This window comes from Variovorax sp. 770b2 (assembly GCF_900115685.1).
Classification (GTDB): Bacteria; Pseudomonadota; Gammaproteobacteria; order Burkholderiales; family Burkholderiaceae_C; genus Variovorax.
This window is the reverse complement of the sequence record NZ_FOXJ01000003.1, coordinates 135,016-151,765: the sequence shown is the minus strand read 5'-3', so window position 1 is coordinate 151,765 and position 16,750 is coordinate 135,016. Positions and strand designations below refer to the sequence as shown.

Annotated in this window: 17 protein-coding genes; 14 read left to right on the top strand and 3 right to left on the bottom strand. The window is 67.7% G+C overall.

Annotated elements, in window-relative coordinates:
* The first annotated feature begins 77 nt into the window (after nucleotides 1–77).
* The 5 genes from BM133_RS20005 to BM133_RS19985 all read left to right on the top strand — a co-directional run bounded on the left by BM133_RS20005 (nucleotide 78) and on the right by BM133_RS19985 (nucleotide 5,318).
* Nucleotides 78–1,592 carry an ABC transporter ATP-binding protein gene (locus BM133_RS20005; RefSeq protein ID WP_093437496.1) on the top strand — a complete coding sequence of 505 codons (1,515 nt, stop codon included), beginning with the start codon at nucleotides 78–80 and terminating at the stop codon, nucleotides 1,590–1,592.
* Entirely contained in the window at nucleotides 1,585–2,727 is a 1,143-nt protein-coding gene (locus tag BM133_RS20000) for an ABC transporter permease (RefSeq protein WP_093437493.1), read from the top strand. Before BM133_RS20005 ends, BM133_RS20000 begins: the two co-directional genes overlap by 8 nt.
* A gap of 1 nt (nucleotide 2,728) precedes the next feature.
* Entirely contained in the window at nucleotides 2,729–3,649 is a 921-nt protein-coding gene (locus BM133_RS19995; RefSeq protein WP_093437490.1) for an ABC transporter permease, read from the top strand.
* Nucleotides 3,650–3,699: 50 nt separating this feature from the next.
* Nucleotides 3,700–4,872 (top strand): BMP family ABC transporter substrate-binding protein, encoded by a 1,173-nt coding sequence (locus BM133_RS19990; RefSeq protein WP_042582280.1) that lies wholly within the window; start codon nucleotides 3,700–3,702, stop codon nucleotides 4,870–4,872.
* 71 nt (nucleotides 4,873–4,943) lie between these two features.
* Nucleotides 4,944–5,318, top strand: a complete 375-nt coding sequence (locus BM133_RS19985; protein WP_093437488.1) for a hypothetical protein — start codon at nucleotides 4,944–4,946, stop codon at nucleotides 5,316–5,318.
* Between the two features lie 4 nt (nucleotides 5,319–5,322).
* Here the strand turns inward: BM133_RS19985 and BM133_RS19980 are convergent, their stop codons facing one another.
* Nucleotides 5,323–6,213, bottom strand: coding sequence for a LysR family transcriptional regulator (locus BM133_RS19980; protein WP_093437485.1), 891 nt, complete (start codon nucleotides 6,211–6,213; stop codon nucleotides 5,323–5,325).
* 77 nt (nucleotides 6,214–6,290) lie between these two features.
* Here BM133_RS19980 and BM133_RS19975 point away from each other — a divergent pair, with 77 nt between their 5' ends.
* The 5 genes from BM133_RS19975 to BM133_RS19955 are packed head-to-tail and all read left to right on the top strand — an operon-like array spanning nucleotide 6,291 to nucleotide 11,283.
* Nucleotides 6,291–7,160, top strand: a complete 870-nt coding sequence (locus BM133_RS19975) for an HpcH/HpaI aldolase/citrate lyase family protein (protein WP_093438220.1) — start codon at nucleotides 6,291–6,293, stop codon at nucleotides 7,158–7,160.
* Between the two features lie 49 nt (nucleotides 7,161–7,209).
* A complete protein-coding gene (locus BM133_RS19970) occupies nucleotides 7,210–8,199 on the top strand; it encodes a tripartite tricarboxylate transporter substrate binding protein (protein ID WP_093437484.1) in 990 nt (329 codons plus the stop codon).
* Between the two features lie 21 nt (nucleotides 8,200–8,220).
* Nucleotides 8,221–9,417: a CaiB/BaiF CoA transferase family protein gene (locus BM133_RS19965; protein ID WP_093437481.1), complete on the top strand. Its 1,197-nt coding sequence runs from the start codon at nucleotides 8,221–8,223 to the stop codon at nucleotides 9,415–9,417.
* A 7-nt stretch (nucleotides 9,418–9,424) separates the two neighbouring features.
* A complete protein-coding gene (locus BM133_RS19960) occupies nucleotides 9,425–10,324 on the top strand; it encodes an amidohydrolase family protein (protein ID WP_093437479.1) in 900 nt (299 codons plus the stop codon).
* A complete protein-coding gene (locus BM133_RS19955) occupies nucleotides 10,321–11,283 on the top strand; it encodes a tripartite tricarboxylate transporter substrate binding protein (RefSeq protein ID WP_093437476.1) in 963 nt (320 codons plus the stop codon). The genes BM133_RS19960 and BM133_RS19955 overlap by 4 nt, the downstream gene beginning before the upstream one ends.
* A 20-nt stretch (nucleotides 11,284–11,303) precedes the next feature.
* On the opposite strand, the gene BM133_RS19950 is transcribed toward BM133_RS19955, so the two are convergent.
* Nucleotides 11,304–12,440 carry a DJ-1/PfpI family protein gene (locus BM133_RS19950; protein ID WP_093437474.1) on the bottom strand — a complete coding sequence of 379 codons (1,137 nt, stop codon included), beginning with the start codon at nucleotides 12,438–12,440 and terminating at the stop codon, nucleotides 11,304–11,306.
* Nucleotides 12,441–12,483: 43 nt separating this feature from the next.
* Between BM133_RS19950 and BM133_RS19945 the strand changes: the two genes are divergently transcribed.
* The 3 genes from BM133_RS19945 to BM133_RS19935 all read left to right on the top strand — a co-directional run bounded on the left by BM133_RS19945 (nucleotide 12,484) and on the right by BM133_RS19935 (nucleotide 14,705).
* Nucleotides 12,484–13,506: a GlxA family transcriptional regulator gene (locus BM133_RS19945; RefSeq protein ID WP_093437471.1), complete on the top strand. Its 1,023-nt coding sequence runs from the start codon at nucleotides 12,484–12,486 to the stop codon at nucleotides 13,504–13,506.
* Between the two features lie 304 nt (nucleotides 13,507–13,810).
* Nucleotides 13,811–14,062: a hypothetical protein gene (locus BM133_RS19940; protein WP_093437468.1), complete on the top strand. Its 252-nt coding sequence runs from the start codon at nucleotides 13,811–13,813 to the stop codon at nucleotides 14,060–14,062.
* A gap of 67 nt (nucleotides 14,063–14,129) precedes the next feature.
* Complete coding sequence (locus BM133_RS19935) at nucleotides 14,130–14,705, top strand: GrpB family protein (RefSeq protein WP_093437466.1); 576 nt, start codon at nucleotides 14,130–14,132, stop codon at nucleotides 14,703–14,705.
* A gap of 18 nt (nucleotides 14,706–14,723) precedes the next feature.
* Here BM133_RS19935 and argC read toward each other — a convergent pair whose 3' ends face one another.
* The gene (gene argC, locus BM133_RS19930) at nucleotides 14,724–15,650 is read right to left on the bottom strand and encodes an N-acetyl-gamma-glutamyl-phosphate reductase (RefSeq protein WP_093437463.1); all 927 of its coding nucleotides are present in this window, start codon (nucleotides 15,648–15,650) and stop codon (nucleotides 14,724–14,726) included.
* Nucleotides 15,651–15,772: 122 nt separating this feature from the next.
* Between argC and BM133_RS19925 the strand changes: the two genes are divergently transcribed.
* On the top strand, nucleotides 15,773–16,657 hold the full coding sequence (locus BM133_RS19925) for a LysR family transcriptional regulator (RefSeq protein WP_093437461.1): 885 nt from the start codon (nucleotides 15,773–15,775) through the stop codon (nucleotides 16,655–16,657).
* The last annotated feature ends 93 nt before the right edge of the window (nucleotides 16,658–16,750 follow it).

The window sequence follows — 16,750 nt, the reverse complement described above, 5'->3', positions numbered from 1 at the left end:
GTCGCGGAAGCCGCTATTAAACTTATAGCTGCTTCCGCTTTGTTGCTGTTGAACGAGACAAACCCACGAAACCCGGCATGACAACCCCCCGACTCCAGCTCGCGCACATCACCAAGCGGTACCCCGCGGTGGTGGCCAACAGCGACATCTCGCTGGCCGTTGCTCCCGGCGAAATCCATGCCGTTCTCGGCGAGAACGGCGCGGGCAAATCGACGTTGATGAAGATCATCTACGGCTCGGTCAAGCCCGACGAAGGCACCGTCACCTTCGACGGCCAGGCGGTGGCCCTGCGCAACCCCCAGCAGGCGAGGGCGCTGGGCATCAGCATGGTGTTCCAGCACTTCAGCCTGTTCGACACGCTCACCGTGGCCGAGAACGTGTGGCTGGGCCTGGACAAATCGCTGCAGCTGGCCGAAGTGGCCCGCAACATCACCGCCAAGGCCAGCGAATACGGCCTCGATATCGACCCCTCGCGCCCCGTGCACACGCTCTCGGTGGGCGAGATGCAGCGGGTGGAAATCATCCGCGCGCTGCTCACCAACCCCAAGCTCCTGATCCTGGACGAGCCGACCTCGGTGCTCACGCCGCAGGCGGTCATCAAGCTCTTCACGGTGCTCAACAAGCTGGCCTCGGAGGGCTGCAGCATCCTCTACATCAGCCACAAGCTGCACGAGATCCGCGAGCTGTGCACGGCGTGCACGGTGCTGCGCGGCGGCAAGGTCACAGGCGTGTGCAATCCGCAGAACGAGAGCAACCAGTCGCTCTCGCGGCTGATGATCGGCAGCGAGCCGCCGCCGTTGCAGCACCGCCCGGTGCATGCGGGCGCCGTGGCGCTGCGCGTGAAGAGTCTCACGCTCGCGCGCGAAGACCAGTTCGGCGTGGACCTCGACGGCATCTCGTTCGATGTGCGCGCCGGCGAAGTGGTCGGCATTGCGGGCGTCTCGGGCAATGGCCAGAAGGAACTGCTCTACACGCTCTCGGGCGAGGACGTGCGCGCCGAGTCATCGATGGTCCAGGTGTTCGACAAGCCCGCCGGCCGGCTGCGCCCGCGTGCGCGCCGCGCGCTGGGCCTGCACTTCGTGCCCGAGGAGCGACTGGGCCGCGGCGCGGTGCCCACGCTGGGCCTCGCGCACAACCTGCTGCTCACGCGCAGCAACGCGGTCGGGAAGGGCGGATGGATCCGCACCTCGGCGCTCGAAAAGCATGCCAAGGGCATCATCGAGCGCTTCAACGTCAAGGCGGGCGGTCCGAACGCCGCGGCGCGTTCGCTCTCGGGCGGCAACCTGCAGAAATTCATCGTCGGCCGCGAGATCGACGCCAATCCCAAGCTCTTCATCGTCTCGCAGCCCACCTGGGGCGTGGACGTGGGCGCGGCCGCGCTCATTCGCGGCGAGATCCTCGCGCTGCGCGATGCCGGCTGCGCGGTGCTGGTGGTGAGCGAGGAGCTCGACGAGCTGTTCGACATCAGCGACCGCCTGCACGTGATCGCCAAGGGGCGCCTGTCGCCCTCCATCGACCGCGCCGCGGCCACGTTGCCGCAGATCGGCGAATGGATGAGCGGTCTCTGGAACAAGGAGCCGGCCCATGCTTAAGCTCGAACCCCGCCCGGAGCTCTCGCGCTTCTGGACCTTCGCCTCGCCGATCCTGGCGCTGCTCATCACGGTGCTGATCGGCGTGGCCCTCTTCGCCGCGCTCGGCAAGGACCCTGTGAAGGGCCTCATGGTGTTCTTCTACGAGCCCATCAAGAACGGCTACGCGCTCGGCGAACTGATGATCAAGGCGACGCCGCTGCTCATCATCGCGCTGGGCCTGGCGGTGTGCTTTCGCTCCAACGTGTGGAACATCGGCGCCGAGGGTCAGTTCGTGTTCGGCGCCATCGTCGCGGGCGGCGTGGCGCTCTTGGCCGACAAGAACACGGGCTCGTGGATCGTCGTGGCCATCCTCGTGGCGGGCACGCTCGGCGGCATGGTGTGGGCGGGCATCGTGGCGTTCCTGCGCGACAAGTTCAACGCCAACGAAATCCTCGTGAGCCTGATGCTGGTCTACGTGGCCACGCTGCTCCTGAGCTACATGGTGTTCGGGCCATGGAAGGACCCGAACGGCTACAACTTCCCGCAGTCCAAGACCTTCGAGGCGGTCACGCAGATTCCGCGGCTCTTCAAGGGCTCGCGCGTGAGCATCGGGCTGATCATTGCGCTGGTGGGCGCGGGGGCGCTGTGGGTGTTTTTGTTCCGCACGCGCGCGGGCTTCGCGCAGCAGGTCGGCGGCCTCGCGCCGGCGGCGGCGCGCTATGCCGGCTTCTCGGCGCGGCGCGCGGTGTGGGTCGCGCTGCTCACCTCGGGCGGCGCGGCGGGCCTGGCCGGTGCGCTCGAAGTCGCCGGGCCGCTCGGCCAGCTCACGCCTTACGTGCCGGCCGGCTACGGCTTCGCGGCCATCATCGTGGCCTTCGTGGGGCGGTTGCATCCGGTGGGCATGGTGTTCTCGGCCATCTTGATGAGCATGTTCTACATCGGCGGCGAGCTGGCGCAATCGCGCCTCGGGCTGCCCAAGTCGCTGACCGGCGTGTTCCAGGGGTTGCTGCTCTTCACGCTGCTGGCCTGCGACACGTTCATCGCCTACCGCATCCGCCGCAAGGCGGCAGCCAAAGCCATTCTCACGACGAGTTCGCTGCAAGCCAGCACGCCGCTGACCGCGCCAGTGGCGCGGCCGACCGAGGGAGCCCTCTGACATGGACAGCTACGCACTCCTTCTCGGCTCCACGCTGAGCGCCGGCACCGTGCTCGCCATCGCGGCACTGGGCCTCTTGATCAACGAGAAAGCCGGCATCGTCAACCTCGGCGCCGAAGGCATCATGCTCTGCGCCGCCATCGCCGGCTTCGCGACGGTGGTCATCACGCACAACCCCTGGCTCGGCTTCCTCGCGGGCATGGCGGCGGGCGCCTTGCTCGCGGCCTTCTTCGGCGTGCTGGTGATCTGGCTCAACACCAACCAGTACGCGACGGGGCTCGCGCTCAGTCTGTTCGGCGTGGGCTTCTCGGCCTTCGCCGGCATCAACTTCGTGCAGGCCAAGCTGCCCGAGAGCGTGTCGTATGCGATCCCGGTGCTGGCCGACATTCCGCTCGCCGGCCCCGCCCTCTTTCGCCATCACCCGATGGTGTATTTCGCGGTGGTGCTGACCTTCGGGCTCATCTGGTTCCTGTACCGCACGCGCGCCGGCCTCGTGCTGCGCTCGGTCGGCGAATCGCCCGAGTCGGCGCATGCGCTGGGCTACCCGGTGCGGCGCATCCGCTTCATGGCGGTCGTCGCGGGCGGCGCGCTCTGCGGGCTGGCGGGCGCCTACCTCTCGACCGTCTACACGCCCCTGTGGGTCGAAGGCATGGTCGCGGGCCGCGGCTGGATCGCGCTGGCGCTCACCACCTTCGCCACCTGGCGGCCGATTCGCGTGCTGCTGGGCGCCTACCTCTTCGGCGGCGTCACGATGCTGGGCTTTCACCTGCAGAGCAGCGGGGTCGACGTGCCGCCCCAGTTCCTCAGCATGCTGCAGTACATCGCGCCCATTGTGGTGCTGGCGCTGATCTCGCGCAACCCGGCCTTCATCCGCATCAACATGCCGGCTTCCATAGGGAAACCGTTCTACCCCGGCTCATAATCGCGTTTTTCGTTTTCCCGCCAACCCGTCCTTTTTGAGGATTTCCGACAATGAATGATCTGAACAAGCGCTCCCTGCTCAAGCTGGCCGCCCTCACGGCGGTCGCTTCGGCAGCCCTGATCGGCTGCGGCAAGAAAGAAGAAGCGGCAGCACCGGCCGCGGCCCCCGCGCCCGCCCCGGCACCCGCTGCAGCCGCGCCGGCCCCGGCTGCGCCGCTCAACATCGCATTCGCATACATCGGGCCGGTGGGCGACGGCGGCTGGACCTTCGCGCACGACAACGGCCGCAAGGCGCTGGAGAAGGAATTCGGCGACAAGATCAAGACCACCTTCGTGGAAAGCGTGCCCGAAGGCGCCGACGCCGAGCGCGTGTTCCGCGACATGGTCGGCCAGGGCAACAAGCTGATCTTCGGCACCACCTTCGGCTACATGGAACCCATGCTCAAGGTCGCCACCGACAGCAAGGACGTGAAGTTCGAGCATGCCACCGGCTACAAGACCGCCGACAACATGCGCACCTACGACAGCCGCACCTACGAAGGCGCGTACATGGCCGGCGTCATCGCCGGGGCCATGACCAAGAGCAACACGCTGGGCGTGGTCGGCTCGGTGCCGATTCCCGAAGTGCTGCGCAACATCAACAGCTTCACGCTGGGTGCGCAGTCGGTCAACCCGAAGATCACCACCAAGGTCGTGTGGGTCAACGAATGGTTCAGCCCGCCCAAGGAAACCGAAGCGGCCACGGCCCTCATCAACGGCGGCGCCGACATCCTGTTCCAGAACACCGACTCGCCCGCCGTGCTCAAGACCGCGCAGGAAAAAGGCAAGCGCGCCTTCGGCTGGGATTCGGACATGACCGCCTACGGCCCCAAGGCCCACCTGGGCTCGGCCACCATCAACTGGGCGCCGTACTACATCAAGGCCACGCAGGACGCGCTGGACGGCAAGTGGGCCACCGGCCAGGCCTGGTGGGGCGTGAAGGAAGGCGCCATCGACCTCGTCTCGATCGCCGAGGACGTGCCGGCCGAAACCAAGGCCAAGGTCGAGGAAGTGAAGAAGGGCCTGAAGGACGGCAGCTTCGTGATCTGGAAGGGCCCGATCCTCGGCCAGGACGGCAAGGAAGTGGTCGCCAAGGACGCGGTGGCCGACGACAAGTTTCTGACGGGCATCAACTTCTACGTCAAGGGCGTGGAAGGCAAGGTGCCGGGCGGCGACAAGAAGTAATCGCCCCGGCGATGCAAACGAAAAGGGTCGCCCAGGGCGGCCCTTTTTTCATTCCAGGAGGGATTCGCACCATGAAGCTGATGCTCATCGCCGCAGGCGCCGCGCTGCTGTCGGCCTCGCTGTCGTTCGCTGCCGGGCCCGCGAAGTTTTCGAAGGATGAGCAAGCCCTTCAGAAGGCCGTCTCCGACACCGAGATGTGCTTTCACTTCGCGGGCGAATTCAACGGAGACGGCTCCGCGCACGACAAGGAAGTCAACCGCATGCAGCGCAAGCACTGCGGCAAGGTGGGCCAGCAGCTGCTGCAGAAGGCTTATCGCGCGAATCCACAGGATGCGCGTCTCTATCCCGCGGTGCTGATGCTCAACAGCCTGAGGACGGAGTTCCTGTCCAAGGCCGAGGTGACGCGGCTCTGCGCCGTATCGAAGACCGAGCTGGTCTGCCAGTAAAAGGTCAGTGAGGCCGTGACCGCTTGCCCGCGACCACCACCTCCGCGCTGTCGACGAACCCCCGGATCAACCGCTGCCGAGGCGACGCCCGCAGCCACAGGACGCCGAAGCGCCGCGGGTCCGACGGCATCGGCAGCGGGATCTTCGCCACGCGCTGGCCTTCGAGCAGCGGCGATGCGATGTCGGGCACCAGCGAAACGCCCAGCCCGCGATCGACCATCATCGCGATCGCCAGCAGCGAGCTGAGCTCGAAGCGCTCCTGCGGCACGATGCCCGCGGCGCGCAGGTAGCGGTCGGCCTGCTTGCCGCCGCCCAGCGCCCGGTCGTAGCGGATGAGCGGCGAGGTTCGCAGCAGCTCGTGCGGATCGCGTCTGGCGAGGCGGCTGGGCGCCAGCAGCACGAGCGGTTCTTCCCGCAGCAGCGACCAGTCGAAGGTCTTGGCGAGCACGTAGGGTGGATAGAGGCACACGGCCGCATCGAGTTCGCCTTGCTGCACCGCCTTGTAGAGCGTGGCCGTCGTGCCCGATTGCAGGAACACCTTCACGCCGGGATGCGTCTTCACGAAGCGCGCGAGGATGTCTGGCAGCAGGCTGTGGATGGCCGTGTTGATGGTGCCGATGAGCAGCTCGCCGCCGGCCGCCTCGCTGTTGAGCAGCGTCTTGATGTCGCCCACCTCGCGCAGCAGGTTGCGCGCACGCTGCACCAGCAGGTGCCCCGCCTCGGTCGGCTGCACCGTGCGGCCTGCGCGGGCGAGCAGCGGCGCGTTGAGTTCGCGCTCCAGCGTGCGTATTTGCTGGGCCACGGCGGCGGGGGTCAGGTCGAGCCGCCGCGCGGCCTCCGACATCGACCCCGACTCCACCACCAGAAGAAAGCTTTGCAGGTAGGCTGTTTCCATGAAAGATAGATTTTCTATGATCTGATCATAGAAGCCATGTGTTTTTCTTTGCTCATGCGCTGCGCACACTGCGCTGCATGAGAAGCAAACTGTTCGTTCCCGGAACCCGCCCCGAGTTGTTCGCCAAGGCCTTGAGCGGCGCGGCCGATGGCGTGTGTTTCGACCTGGAGGATGCGGTGTCCGAGCCGCGCAAGGGCGAGGCGCGCGATGCCGTGCGGCAACTGCTGCAGAGCGGCGAGCCGGCCGCATCGGGCAAGACCGTGATCGTGCGCGTCAACGCGATGGACACGCCGCACTTCGCGGACGACATTGCGGCGATCGCCCAGCCCGGCGTGCACCTCATCAACATTCCCAAGCCCGAGAGCCCGGCGCATGTGCGCGCCGCGGTCCAGGCCATCGAGCGTGCCGAGCAGGCCAACGGCGTGCGCGCGCCCATCGGCCTGCTGCTGAACATCGAGGCGCCCTCGGCCTTGCGCACTGCAGCGCAGCTTGCGCTGGCGCATCCGCGCGTGGCGGGGCTGCAGCTGGGGCTCGGTGATCTGTTCGAGCCGCTGGGCATCGCGCGCCGCGAGCCGGCCGCGATCCAGCAGGCGATGTTCGCGATGCGCATCGCCGCAGGCGAGGCGGGTGTCTATGCCTACGACGGCGCGTTCGCGGACATCCGCGATGCCGAAGGATTCCGCGCCGAGGCCATGCTGTCGCGCAACCTTGGGTTCCTCGGCAAGACCTGCATCCACCCGAGCCAGATCGCAATCGCCAACGAGGTGTTCCGCCCGACAGATGAAGAGATCGCGCACGCCTGCAAGGTGGTCGAAGCCGCGCGCGACGCCGATGCCAAGGGCGTGGGCGCCTACGTGGTGGACGGAAAAATGATCGACATCCCTTTCGTGATTCGCGCACGCGCCATCGTCGCGAGCGCGCGCAGCCTGGGCCTGCTGCCGGGCTGAGTTTTTCGCTTCCTTCCGCTCTATTCAAAAAAATCAGGAGACAAGACAAATGAAGTTTTCCCCGTCATTTCGCCTTCGCACGCTCGCCGTGGCTGCTGCCGCGGGTGGCTGCCTGTTGAGCGGCAGCGCATTCGCGCAGACCGCGTACCCGACCAAGACCATCACCATCGTCGTGCCCTATCCGGCGGGCGGCTCCAACGACACCTTCGCGCGCCAGGTGGCCAAGGAACTGGGCGATGAATTGAAGCAGCCGGTCATCATCGACAACCGCCCCGGCGCGAGCGGCAACACCGGCACCGGGCAGGTCGCCAAAGCCGCGCCCGATGGCTACACGCTCGTGGCCGTGTCTTCGAGCATGACGACCAACGCGGCCGTGCAGTCCAGGCTGCCGTTCGATCCGGTCAAGGGCCTCGCGCCCATCGCCATGTTCGCCAAGGGGCCCTTCATCGTCGCGGTGAACAACGAGTTCCCCGCGAAGACGCCGGCCGAACTCATCGCGGCCATCAAGGCCAAGCCGGGGCAGTACAACTACGCGTCGTCCGGTTCGGGCAGCGTCAACCAGTTCGGCACCGAACTGCTCAAGGCCAAGGTGGGCGACCTGCAGATCGCGCACATCCCCTACAAGGGCATGGGCCCGGCCGTGACCGACCTGATCGGCAACCAGACGCAGCTCCTGATCTCCAGCGGGCCGTCGCTGCTGCCGATGGTGCGCGCCGGCAAGCTGCGCGCGGTGGGCATCACGAGCCTGAAGCCCAGCCCGATCGCGCCCGACCTCACGCCGATTTCCACAGCGGTGCCCGGCTATGAATTCGAACTCTGGTGGGGCCTGCTCGCGCCCGTGGGCACGCCGCCCGATGTGGTGGCCAGGCTCAACGGCGCCGTGAACAAGATCATCGCCAAGCCCGAGATCACCGCCAACTTCCTGCGCGAAGGCGCCATCGCCACGCCGCTCTCGCCAGCGCAGTTCGGCACCGTCATCGCCGAGGACGTCGAGCGCTGGAAGAAGCTGGCCAAACAGCAGAACATCACCGCCGACTGAGCATTGAAGAAAGAAAGATCCATGAGCCAGGACGCCCCGCACGCCGCCCCGCACGACGACACACGCCTGCCCGCGCGCACCGGCCCCGCGGGGCCGTTGAGCGGCCTGCGCGTGCTCGACCTGAGCGCCTACATCGCGGGCCCCTACGGCTGTTCGCTGCTGGCCGACCAGGGCGCCGAGGTCATCAAGATCGAACCGCCCACGGGCGACAACCTGCGCAAGTACCCCTCTACGCTCGAAGCCGAGAGCCGCGCCTTCATCGGCGTGAACCGCAGCAAGCTGGGCGTGGTGCTCGACCTGAAGAATGCAGACGACCTGGCCGCGCTGATGGCGCTGGTGCGCACGGCTGACGTGCTGGTGCACAACTTCCGCCCCAGCGTGCCGCCGCGGCTGGGCATTGCGTACGACCAGTTGAAGGCAATCAATCCGCGCCTGGTCTATTGCAGCCTCACGGGCTATGGCGAGACCGGTCCGCTGCGCGAGAAGGCGGGCTACGACCAGGTGCTGCAGAGCATGACCGGCATGTGCGCGCTGCAGGGCAAGCGCGGCGAGCCGCCCGAGATCATCTACGGCTCGGTGGTCGATTACTACGCGGCCGCACTGGTGGCCGCGGGCGTGGCCTCGGCGTTGTACGAACGCGAGAAGAGCGGGGAGGGCCAGTTCGTCGGCGTGTCGCTCTTGCGCTCGGCGCTCACGATGCAATCGGCGCGCATGGTGTGGGCCGAGGGCGAGCCGAAGGACGTGGGGCGCGACATGCGCTCGGGCGGCATCACCGGCCTGCACCCGACGCGCGAAGGCCACCTCTACATCTCGGCCAACACGCCGCACTTCTGGCAGGCGCTGTGCGCCAAGGTGGGCCTGCCCGAACTCGCGGCCGACGAGCGCTACGACTCGGTGCGCAAGCGCGCGCAGCATTTCGCCGAGATCGTTCCGCGCCTGCGCGAGGCGCTGGCTTCGCGCACCGCACTCGAATGGGAAGAGCTCTTCGGCGAGGACGTGCCCTGCGCGGCGGCCCGCACGGTCGAGGACATGTTCGACAACGCGCAGGTGCTGGCCGAGGACATGGTCGCGAACTTCGCGCATCCCACGCTCGGCGCGTACCGGGGCTTCACGCGCGCCGTGAAGTTCGGCCGCACGCCGGGCCCCGAGCCCTTTGCCGCACCGACGCTGGGGCAGCACACGGGCAAGGTGCTGAAGGCCGCGAACGCGGCGGACTGAAACACGCATGGACGTCAGCTACCCCAACAGCAGCGGCTCGCGCCGACCCGCCAGCGCGGCGCCGGCGGGCGCGTGCGATGCGCACATGCACATCTACGACGGCCGCTTCGCGCTGCATGGCTCGCCCGATGCGATGGTCGACAAGGCCACCGCCAGCGACTACCGCCTGCTGCAGCAACGCATCGGCACGCAACGCACGGTCGTCGTGCAGCCGCGCGTGCACGGCACCGACAACAGCGTGACGCTCGATGCCATCCGCGCGCTCGGCCCCGCGCGCACGCGCGGTGTCGCGGTGGTCCACCCTGACGTGAGCGATGCCGAACTCGCGCGCCTGCACGCGGGCGGCATTCGCGGCATCCGCTTCACGCTCTACACGCCGGCCAATGCAGCCACCGATTTCTCCATGGTCGAGCCGCTCGCGCAGCGCGTGCATGCGCTCGGCTGGCATGTGCAACTGCACTGGAGCGCCGGCCAGATCGCCGCGCACGCCGACCTGCTCGCCCGCCTGCCATGCACCATCGTCTTCGACCACCTCGCGCGCCTGCCGCTGCCCGATGCGCTCTCGCACCCCGCGTTCGATGTGGTGAGCCGGCTGCGCGACGACGGCCGCACATGGATCAAGCTCTCCGGCCCTTACCTCGACTCGAGGGTGGGCGCCGCGGGCGGCTACGCCGACACGACCGCCATCGCCAGGGCCTGGGTCCGCCAGGCCCCCGAGCGCGTGGTGTGGGGCAGCGACTGGCCGCACCCGACCGAGCCCGCCGTCAAGCCCGACGACGCCGCGCTGTTCGACCTGCTGGGCCAGTGGGTGCCCGACGCGGCCACGCGCCATCGCGTGCTCGTCGACAACCCGGCGCTGCTCTACGGCTTTCCTGAAACGACGACAAAGACCGAGACAACTGAATGACGAAGAGACGCATCCTGAAATCGATCGCCGCGCTGGCCGCGTGCGCCCCGTTGCTCGGCTGGGCCGCATGGCCCGACAAGCCCATCCGCATGGTCGTGCCCTATGCCGCGGGCGGCGGTGCCGACAACACCGCGCGCGTCGTCGCGCAGCAGCTGAGCGTTGCGCTCGGCCAGCAGATCGTCATCGACAACAAGCCCGGCGCGGGCGGCGTGATCGGCGAGGACAACGTGGCCAAGGCGCCTGCCGACGGCTACACCGTGCTCTACGACGCCTCCGCGTTCTCGGTGAATCCGTCGCTGCGCAAGTTGCCGTTCGACGCGGCGAAGGATTTCATTCCCGTCTCGCTGGTGGCCACAGCGCCGCAGATCCTCGTCGTGCCCGCCACCGCGCCGTACAAGACGGTGGCCGAGTTCCTGGATTACGCGCGCAAGAACCCCGGCAAGCTGAGCTTCGCCTCGGCAGGCGGCGGCACCGGCTCGCACCTGGCGGGCGAGGCGCTGAACGAGCAGGCCAAGGTCAACCTGATGCACGTGCCCTACAAGGGCGGCGCGCCCGCGCTGACCGACGTGATGGGCGAGCAGGTCTCGGCGTACTTCGGGAACGTCGCCTCGACGCTGGGCTACGTCAAGTCGGGCAAGCTGCGCGCACTGGCGGTGAGCTCCAGCAAGCGCGTGAACGGACTGCCCGACACGCCCACGCTCGCCGAGTCGGGCCTGCCGGGCTACAACGTGGTCGAGTGGAACGGCGTGTTCCTGCCCAAGGGCACGCCGGCGGATGTCGTGCAGCGACTGGGCAAGGCGGTGCAGGCGGCGGTCAACGACCCCACCGTGAAGCAGAAGCTGCTGCAGTTCGGCCTGGAGCCCGCGGGCACCACGCCCGAGGCGTTCGCCAAGTTCGTGCAGGACGAGACGGGCCGGGTGAGTGCGCTGGCGCGGGCGCGGAACATCCGGGTCGATTGAGCCGCTGACGATGAGGCCGATCAACGCGCGCAATCCGGCGGAACCGGCCCCGGATACTCCATCTCCTGCATCACCCAATCCCGCCGCGCCTGGCCATGCCGCGCGGCGATCTCGCACAGCGTGCGGTCCAGTTGCTGCACCGGCTTGAGCGACGAAGACAGCGCCAGGCGCATCGATGCTTCGCGCGCCGGTTGCGTCACGAGCACCAAGCCGCTGCGCAGCGTGACCGGCCCGGACGCAGACACCGCATCGACACTGACGTGCCCCGTGCGCGTCCACGCATCGGCAGCCAGCGCGAGCGCAATGTCGTCGGCGCCGTTCTGCACCTCGACCTGCCAGCGCTCGCCGCGCCAGAACGCGGCCTTGTTGAGCAGGTAGCTGCCACCTCGCTTCATGTTCAGGCCGAAGGGGGCGCTGTCGTGCTCGGGGCTCCACGACGTCACACCCAATTCACCGGCGATCGACTTCGCCTTCGCCGGCCCGCCGAGCGCCTCGACCAGCGCCAGCATCGTCGGCACCGAGGCGGTGATGCCCGTGGTCGTTGCGACGTCGCGGTCCATCACGTAGCGCTGGTGCGGCACGTAGGTCGCGCCGGGGTGGCGCTTCCGCAGCGTCTTGCGGTCGTACCAATGGCCTGCGAATCGCCGGCCGTCGAGCAGGCCCGCATGGCCGACCACCAGCGCGCCGGAGCAGACGCCGATCACCCGCGCGCCCCGCGCCGCCTGCTGCTTCAGCCAGGCGGCCACCGCGGGATCGTCTTCGACGATCATCGCGGGCACGATCACATAGTCAGCCCCCGAGGGATTCGCCCGATCGAAGCTCGCGAAGTCCTGCGCGCCCTCCACCTGAAGCGCGGGATACAGGTTCACCCGCCCGCTCCTGGGCGCCACGATCCGCACATCGGCCACGTTGGCACGTTTCAGCACCGCGTGGGGCAGCAGCAGATCGGTCATCTCGGTGCCCTCGTTCAGAGCGAGCACCGCGACCACCGGCTTGCCCGCGCGGCGCGGCTTCAGGGCGTCCACGAAGGCCTGCTGCTCGCGCTCCCTGGCGGCCGCATCGGCCTGTGCGGGCGGCAGCGGCGCGCCCGCGCCGCATGCTGCGAGGGCAAAGGCTGCAATACTGGCGCCGATCAGCGCCCACACCGCTCTCCACATGGCTCTGTTCTCCTGTCAACGTGACGATGACCCGAGGTTAAGAATGCCGACCCCGACCCACAAGGACGAAGACACCGCGGTTTCTGCCAGCGAGGTGGTGCTGGTGGTGTTCGACGGCGTCGAGGTGCTCGATGCCGCCGGCCCTGCCAGCGTGTTCAGCAAGGCCGAGGAGATGCGCCCCGGCACCTACCGCCTGCACATCGCATCGCCCGGTGGCGGCACCGTGTCGACCAACGGCGGATTGCAATTCGGCGGCACGCTGACGCTGCAGCAGTTGCCCGCCACCATCGACACGCTGATCGTGGCCGGCGGTGACGAGCCCGCGGTGCGCGAAGCCATCATCGAGCACCGCATCGGCGTATGGCTGAAAGAGGCCGCACCGAACATCCGCCGCGTCGCCAGCGTGTGCAGCGGCGCCTTCGCGCTCGCGGCGGCGGGCCTGCTCGATGGCCGCGAGGCCACCACGCACTGGCGCTGGTGCGACCAGCTGCAGGCGCTGCGGCCGCAGACGCGCGTGCAGCGCGAGCGCATCTACGTGCGCGATGGCCCGGTGTGGACGTCGGCCGGCGTCACGACCGGCATCGAACTCGCACTCGCCTTGGTCGAGGACGATCTCGGCCACGCCGTGTCGATGGACATCGCGCGCACGCTCGCGCTGCCGATGCTGCGCGGCGCGGAACAGCCGCAGCTGAGCCAGGCGTTGCAGGCGCAGGGCGCGGCGAGCCATCGGCTGCGCGAGCTGGTCGCGTGGATCGGCACGCATCCGCAGGAGGCGCTGTCGGTCGAGGCGTTGGCCGAGCGCGTGCAGATGAGCCCGCGGAATTTCGCGCGCGCGTTCGCGGCCGAGACGGGCAGCACGCCCGCGCGCTTCGTCGAACAGACGCGCGTGGCCGCGGCTGCGCAACTGCTCTTGCAGACGCAGTGGCCGCAGGAGCGCATCGCGGCGCACAGCGGTTTCCGTTCGGTGGATGCGCTGCAGCGTGCATTCGCGCGGCAGCATGGCGTGACGCCGCAGCGCTATCGGGATGCACGCGAGGCAGAGCAGCGCTGCAAGCCAGGAAACTAGCGAGTCACACCGGTTCACAGTTGATCCGCGCGGACCGAGACTTTCTCGACATATTCAGTTGCCGCGCCGGCCTTCTCTTCTCTACAGTGAATGCCCCGACATCAACCGAACCCACCTTGTGGGCGTGGAGGCCAGCACCCAGCGATCCATACATGCGTGAACCGCTTACCTCGCGGCGGGTCGTCGATGCGTCTCTTGCGCATCGATGCAAACGCGAGGCACAAAAGGCGACGGCCGGGGGCGCGAAAAACCCCCAGCCGTCTGACCAAATGAAGTGCAACCGCTTTTAGAAAGAGCACCCCAAGTGGCTAAACGAACTATAGCCCGGCGCAACACGCCGGTACCTCCCGAAGTCTCCGCCCAGACCGCATCGGACATTCTCGAAAACAAGCTCGCGCAGCTGAAGTCGCTGCTGTGGTGCTGCTACGGCGACGCCGACTGGCTGTGGGAGGCGGGCGTACAGTGCCGGGACAACGTGATGTGGATCGCATTCGATCTTGTGAGCGATGCAGTCGATCTGCATCAGGAATGCATGAGCAAGGGCGCTCGCATCTGACACCGGCCCGGGCTACCATCGGCCCGGCGCGGCTGCTCTGCATGAGCCTCCGCATGGAGGAGGCCCCATGAAGATCAGCCCGTTCGACGAAAGCCCGGAGCACCGCAACATCCTGCCCTACGACCCGGCGTATGCCGAGGTGTTCGCACAGGTGCAACGCTACGTTCAGGAGCGCCTCGAAGGCGTGGCGCTCGTCCACATCGGCAGCACCGCCATCCGCGGCTTGCGGGGCAAGCCGATGGTGGACATTGCCGCCATCACACAGGCTGAGAACCTTCGCGCCGCACAACAAGCGTTCGAGGCGCTGGGCTTTCATCGCCGTGCTGTCTGGGTCGACAAGGACGAAAAGCCCTATGTCTGCGGCCGCATCGCGCACGACGCACGCACGTTCAACATCAACATCCACATCTGCCACCACGGCGATCCGGTTCATGCGGACTCGCTGGCCTTCATCGATATCCTCGAGCGGCGTCCGGACCTGCGCACGCGGTATGAAGAGGCCAAGGACCGCGCGCATGCGATCGATCCCGTCAACCCGGAAATCTACAACCGCGAGAAAGCGGCGGTGATCCAGGAGATCCACGCGCAGATCGAGCACGCGGAAAAGCAAGGAACACGATCGCTCTCTCGACCAGGAACCTGAAGGACCTCCCGTGCATTCCTACGCACCCAGCATCAACTCCAGGTTCTGAACGGCCGCGCCGGATGCGCCTTTGCCCAGGTTGTCGAAGACGGCGGAGAGCAGCACCTGGCCGTGGCCTGCGTTGGTGAACACGCCCAACTGCAGGTCGTTGGTTCCGTTCAGCGCCTGCGGATCGAGGTGCGTCATCGCCTTCGCCTCTTCGAGCGACATGACCTTGACGTGGCGCGCGTTCGCGTAGTGATGCGCAAGGCATGCCTGCAGCCGGGCGCCATCGACGCCGCTCGCCAGCAAGCGCAATTCGATCGGCACGGTCAGGACGATTCCCTGCCGGTAGGCGCCATAGGCCGGCACAAAGAACGGACGGTGCGCGAGCCCGGCGTAGCCCTGGATTTCAGGCGTGTGCTTGTGCGCGAGGGCCAGGCCGTAGACCTGGGACGGCGCCACGTTCGGCACGCCGCCCGATTCGTGCGCATCGATCGCGGCCTTTCCGCCTCCCGAATAGCCGGAGGTCGCATAGACGGTCGCCGGGTATTCGCGCGGCAGCAAGCCCGCTTCCACCAGGGGCCGCAACAGGGCGATGGCACCTGTCGGATAGCAGCCCGGATTGGTGACGCGCCGCGCTTGTGCAATCCGTTGCGCATGCCCCGGGGCCATCTCGGGAAAGCCGTAGACCCAGTCCGGGTGCGTGCGATGCGCTGAACTCGCGTCGATCACACGAACGCCCGGGTTCCGGATGAAGCCGACAGCTTCGCGCGCAGCCGCATCCGGCAGGCAAAGAATCGCGATGTCGCACGCATTGATCGCCTCCTCGCGACGCTGCGGGTCCTTGCGTTCGGCTGCCGGCAGGGTCAAGAACTGCAGGTCGGCGCGATCGCGCAAGCGCTCGTGGATCTGCAGCCCGGTGGTGCCCTGGTCACCGTCGATGAAGATGGTCGGAAGACTCATGGTGTTGCGCGCTCCTGCATGGCTCTTTGGATGGATATGTCGGATTTTTCCTCGATCGATAAAATATGAAAAGTTGAATTTGGCAAACCTCTGGTTCATTTTTCCTGAAGAAGAGATCTCACATGCGCGAAATCAGCCTCGACCGCTTGCGCACGCTGGTCGCGATCGCAGACCACGGTTCCTTCGCGGCCGCGGCGCAGGTGCTGCATCTCGCGCCGCCGACGGTCAGCCTGCACATCGCCGAGCTGGAGCGACGCGTGGGCGCTCCGCTCCTGTCCCGGCGGCGCGGGAACGTGCGGCCGTCCGCAGTCGGCGAGTTGCTGGTGGAACGTGCGCGCCGGCTGCTGGTCGAGATCGAGTCGACGCTGGACGACGTGAGCCGGCAGGTGCTCGGGCTGGCCGGACGCGTGCGGCTCGGCGCCTCGACGGGCGCGATCTCGCACCTGCTGCCGCAAGCCATCGCGCGGCTTCGCCAGGATCATCCGGACATCGATGTGCAGATCGCGGTGCTGACCTCGCAGGACGCGCTGGCGCACCTGGCGCAAGGCAAGCTGGACATCGGGCTGGTCGCGCTGCCGCAGTCGCCGGTCGCGGGGCTCACGATCCGGCCTTGGCGCCGCGACCCCGTCATGGCCTTCCTGCCGGCCGATTGGAGCGCTCCCGCCAGGGTCTCGCCGGCGTGGCTCGCGACGCAGCCGCTGATCCTCAACGACGCCACCACGCGCCTGTCGCGCCTCGTCTCGGAATGGTTCGCGCTCGGTGGCCACCGGCCTGCACCACGGATCGAACTCAACTACAACGATGCCATCAAGAGCCTCGTTGCTGCAGGCTACGGGGCGACGCTCCTGCCGCATGAGGCGGGCGCTTTGCAGCCGGACGCGCGCATCGCGATGCGTCCCCTGCGCCCGGCCCTTTGGCGGGAGCTGGGCATTGCCCACCGGTCGGGCCATGTCGAACGCGCGACGCAGCGCGTGCTCGACGCGCTGTGGGCGCTCAAGGCACGTTGAGCGGCCAGGTCACGACGACCGGCTTGCCTTTGGCTTCGCTCTGCACCATCGCCCGGTGCGCCTCTCGCCCACCTGGCTGCGTGTGCGATTGAC

Bases quoted from the DNA above. Each gene is read 5' to 3' on its own strand.
- BM133_RS20005 (WP_093437496.1), top strand. From the start codon at position 78: ATGACAACCCCCCGACTCCAGCTCGCGCACATCACCAAGCGGTACCCC.
- BM133_RS20000 (WP_093437493.1), top strand. From the start codon at position 1,585: ATGCTTAAGCTCGAACCCCGCCCGGAGCTCTCGCGCTTCTGGACCTTC.
- BM133_RS19995 (WP_093437490.1), top strand. From the start codon at position 2,729: ATGGACAGCTACGCACTCCTTCTCGGCTCCACGCTGAGCGCCGGCACC.
- BM133_RS19990 (WP_042582280.1), top strand. From the start codon at position 3,700: ATGAATGATCTGAACAAGCGCTCCCTGCTCAAGCTGGCCGCCCTCACG.
- BM133_RS19985 (WP_093437488.1), top strand. From the start codon at position 4,944: ATGAAGCTGATGCTCATCGCCGCAGGCGCCGCGCTGCTGTCGGCCTCG.
- BM133_RS19980 (WP_093437485.1), bottom strand. From the start codon at position 6,213: ATGGAAACAGCCTACCTGCAAAGCTTTCTTCTGGTGGTGGAGTCGGGG.
- BM133_RS19975 (WP_093438220.1), top strand. From the start codon at position 6,291: ATGAGAAGCAAACTGTTCGTTCCCGGAACCCGCCCCGAGTTGTTCGCC.
- BM133_RS19970 (WP_093437484.1), top strand. From the start codon at position 7,210: ATGAAGTTTTCCCCGTCATTTCGCCTTCGCACGCTCGCCGTGGCTGCT.
- BM133_RS19965 (WP_093437481.1), top strand. From the start codon at position 8,221: ATGAGCCAGGACGCCCCGCACGCCGCCCCGCACGACGACACACGCCTG.
- BM133_RS19960 (WP_093437479.1), top strand. From the start codon at position 9,425: ATGGACGTCAGCTACCCCAACAGCAGCGGCTCGCGCCGACCCGCCAGC.
- BM133_RS19955 (WP_093437476.1), top strand. From the start codon at position 10,321: ATGACGAAGAGACGCATCCTGAAATCGATCGCCGCGCTGGCCGCGTGC.
- BM133_RS19950 (WP_093437474.1), bottom strand. From the start codon at position 12,440: ATGTGGAGAGCGGTGTGGGCGCTGATCGGCGCCAGTATTGCAGCCTTT.
- BM133_RS19945 (WP_093437471.1), top strand. From the start codon at position 12,484: ATGCCGACCCCGACCCACAAGGACGAAGACACCGCGGTTTCTGCCAGC.
- BM133_RS19935 (WP_093437466.1), top strand. From the start codon at position 14,130: ATGAAGATCAGCCCGTTCGACGAAAGCCCGGAGCACCGCAACATCCTG.
- argC (WP_093437463.1), bottom strand. From the start codon at position 15,650: ATGAGTCTTCCGACCATCTTCATCGACGGTGACCAGGGCACCACCGGG.
- BM133_RS19925 (WP_093437461.1), top strand. From the start codon at position 15,773: ATGCGCGAAATCAGCCTCGACCGCTTGCGCACGCTGGTCGCGATCGCA.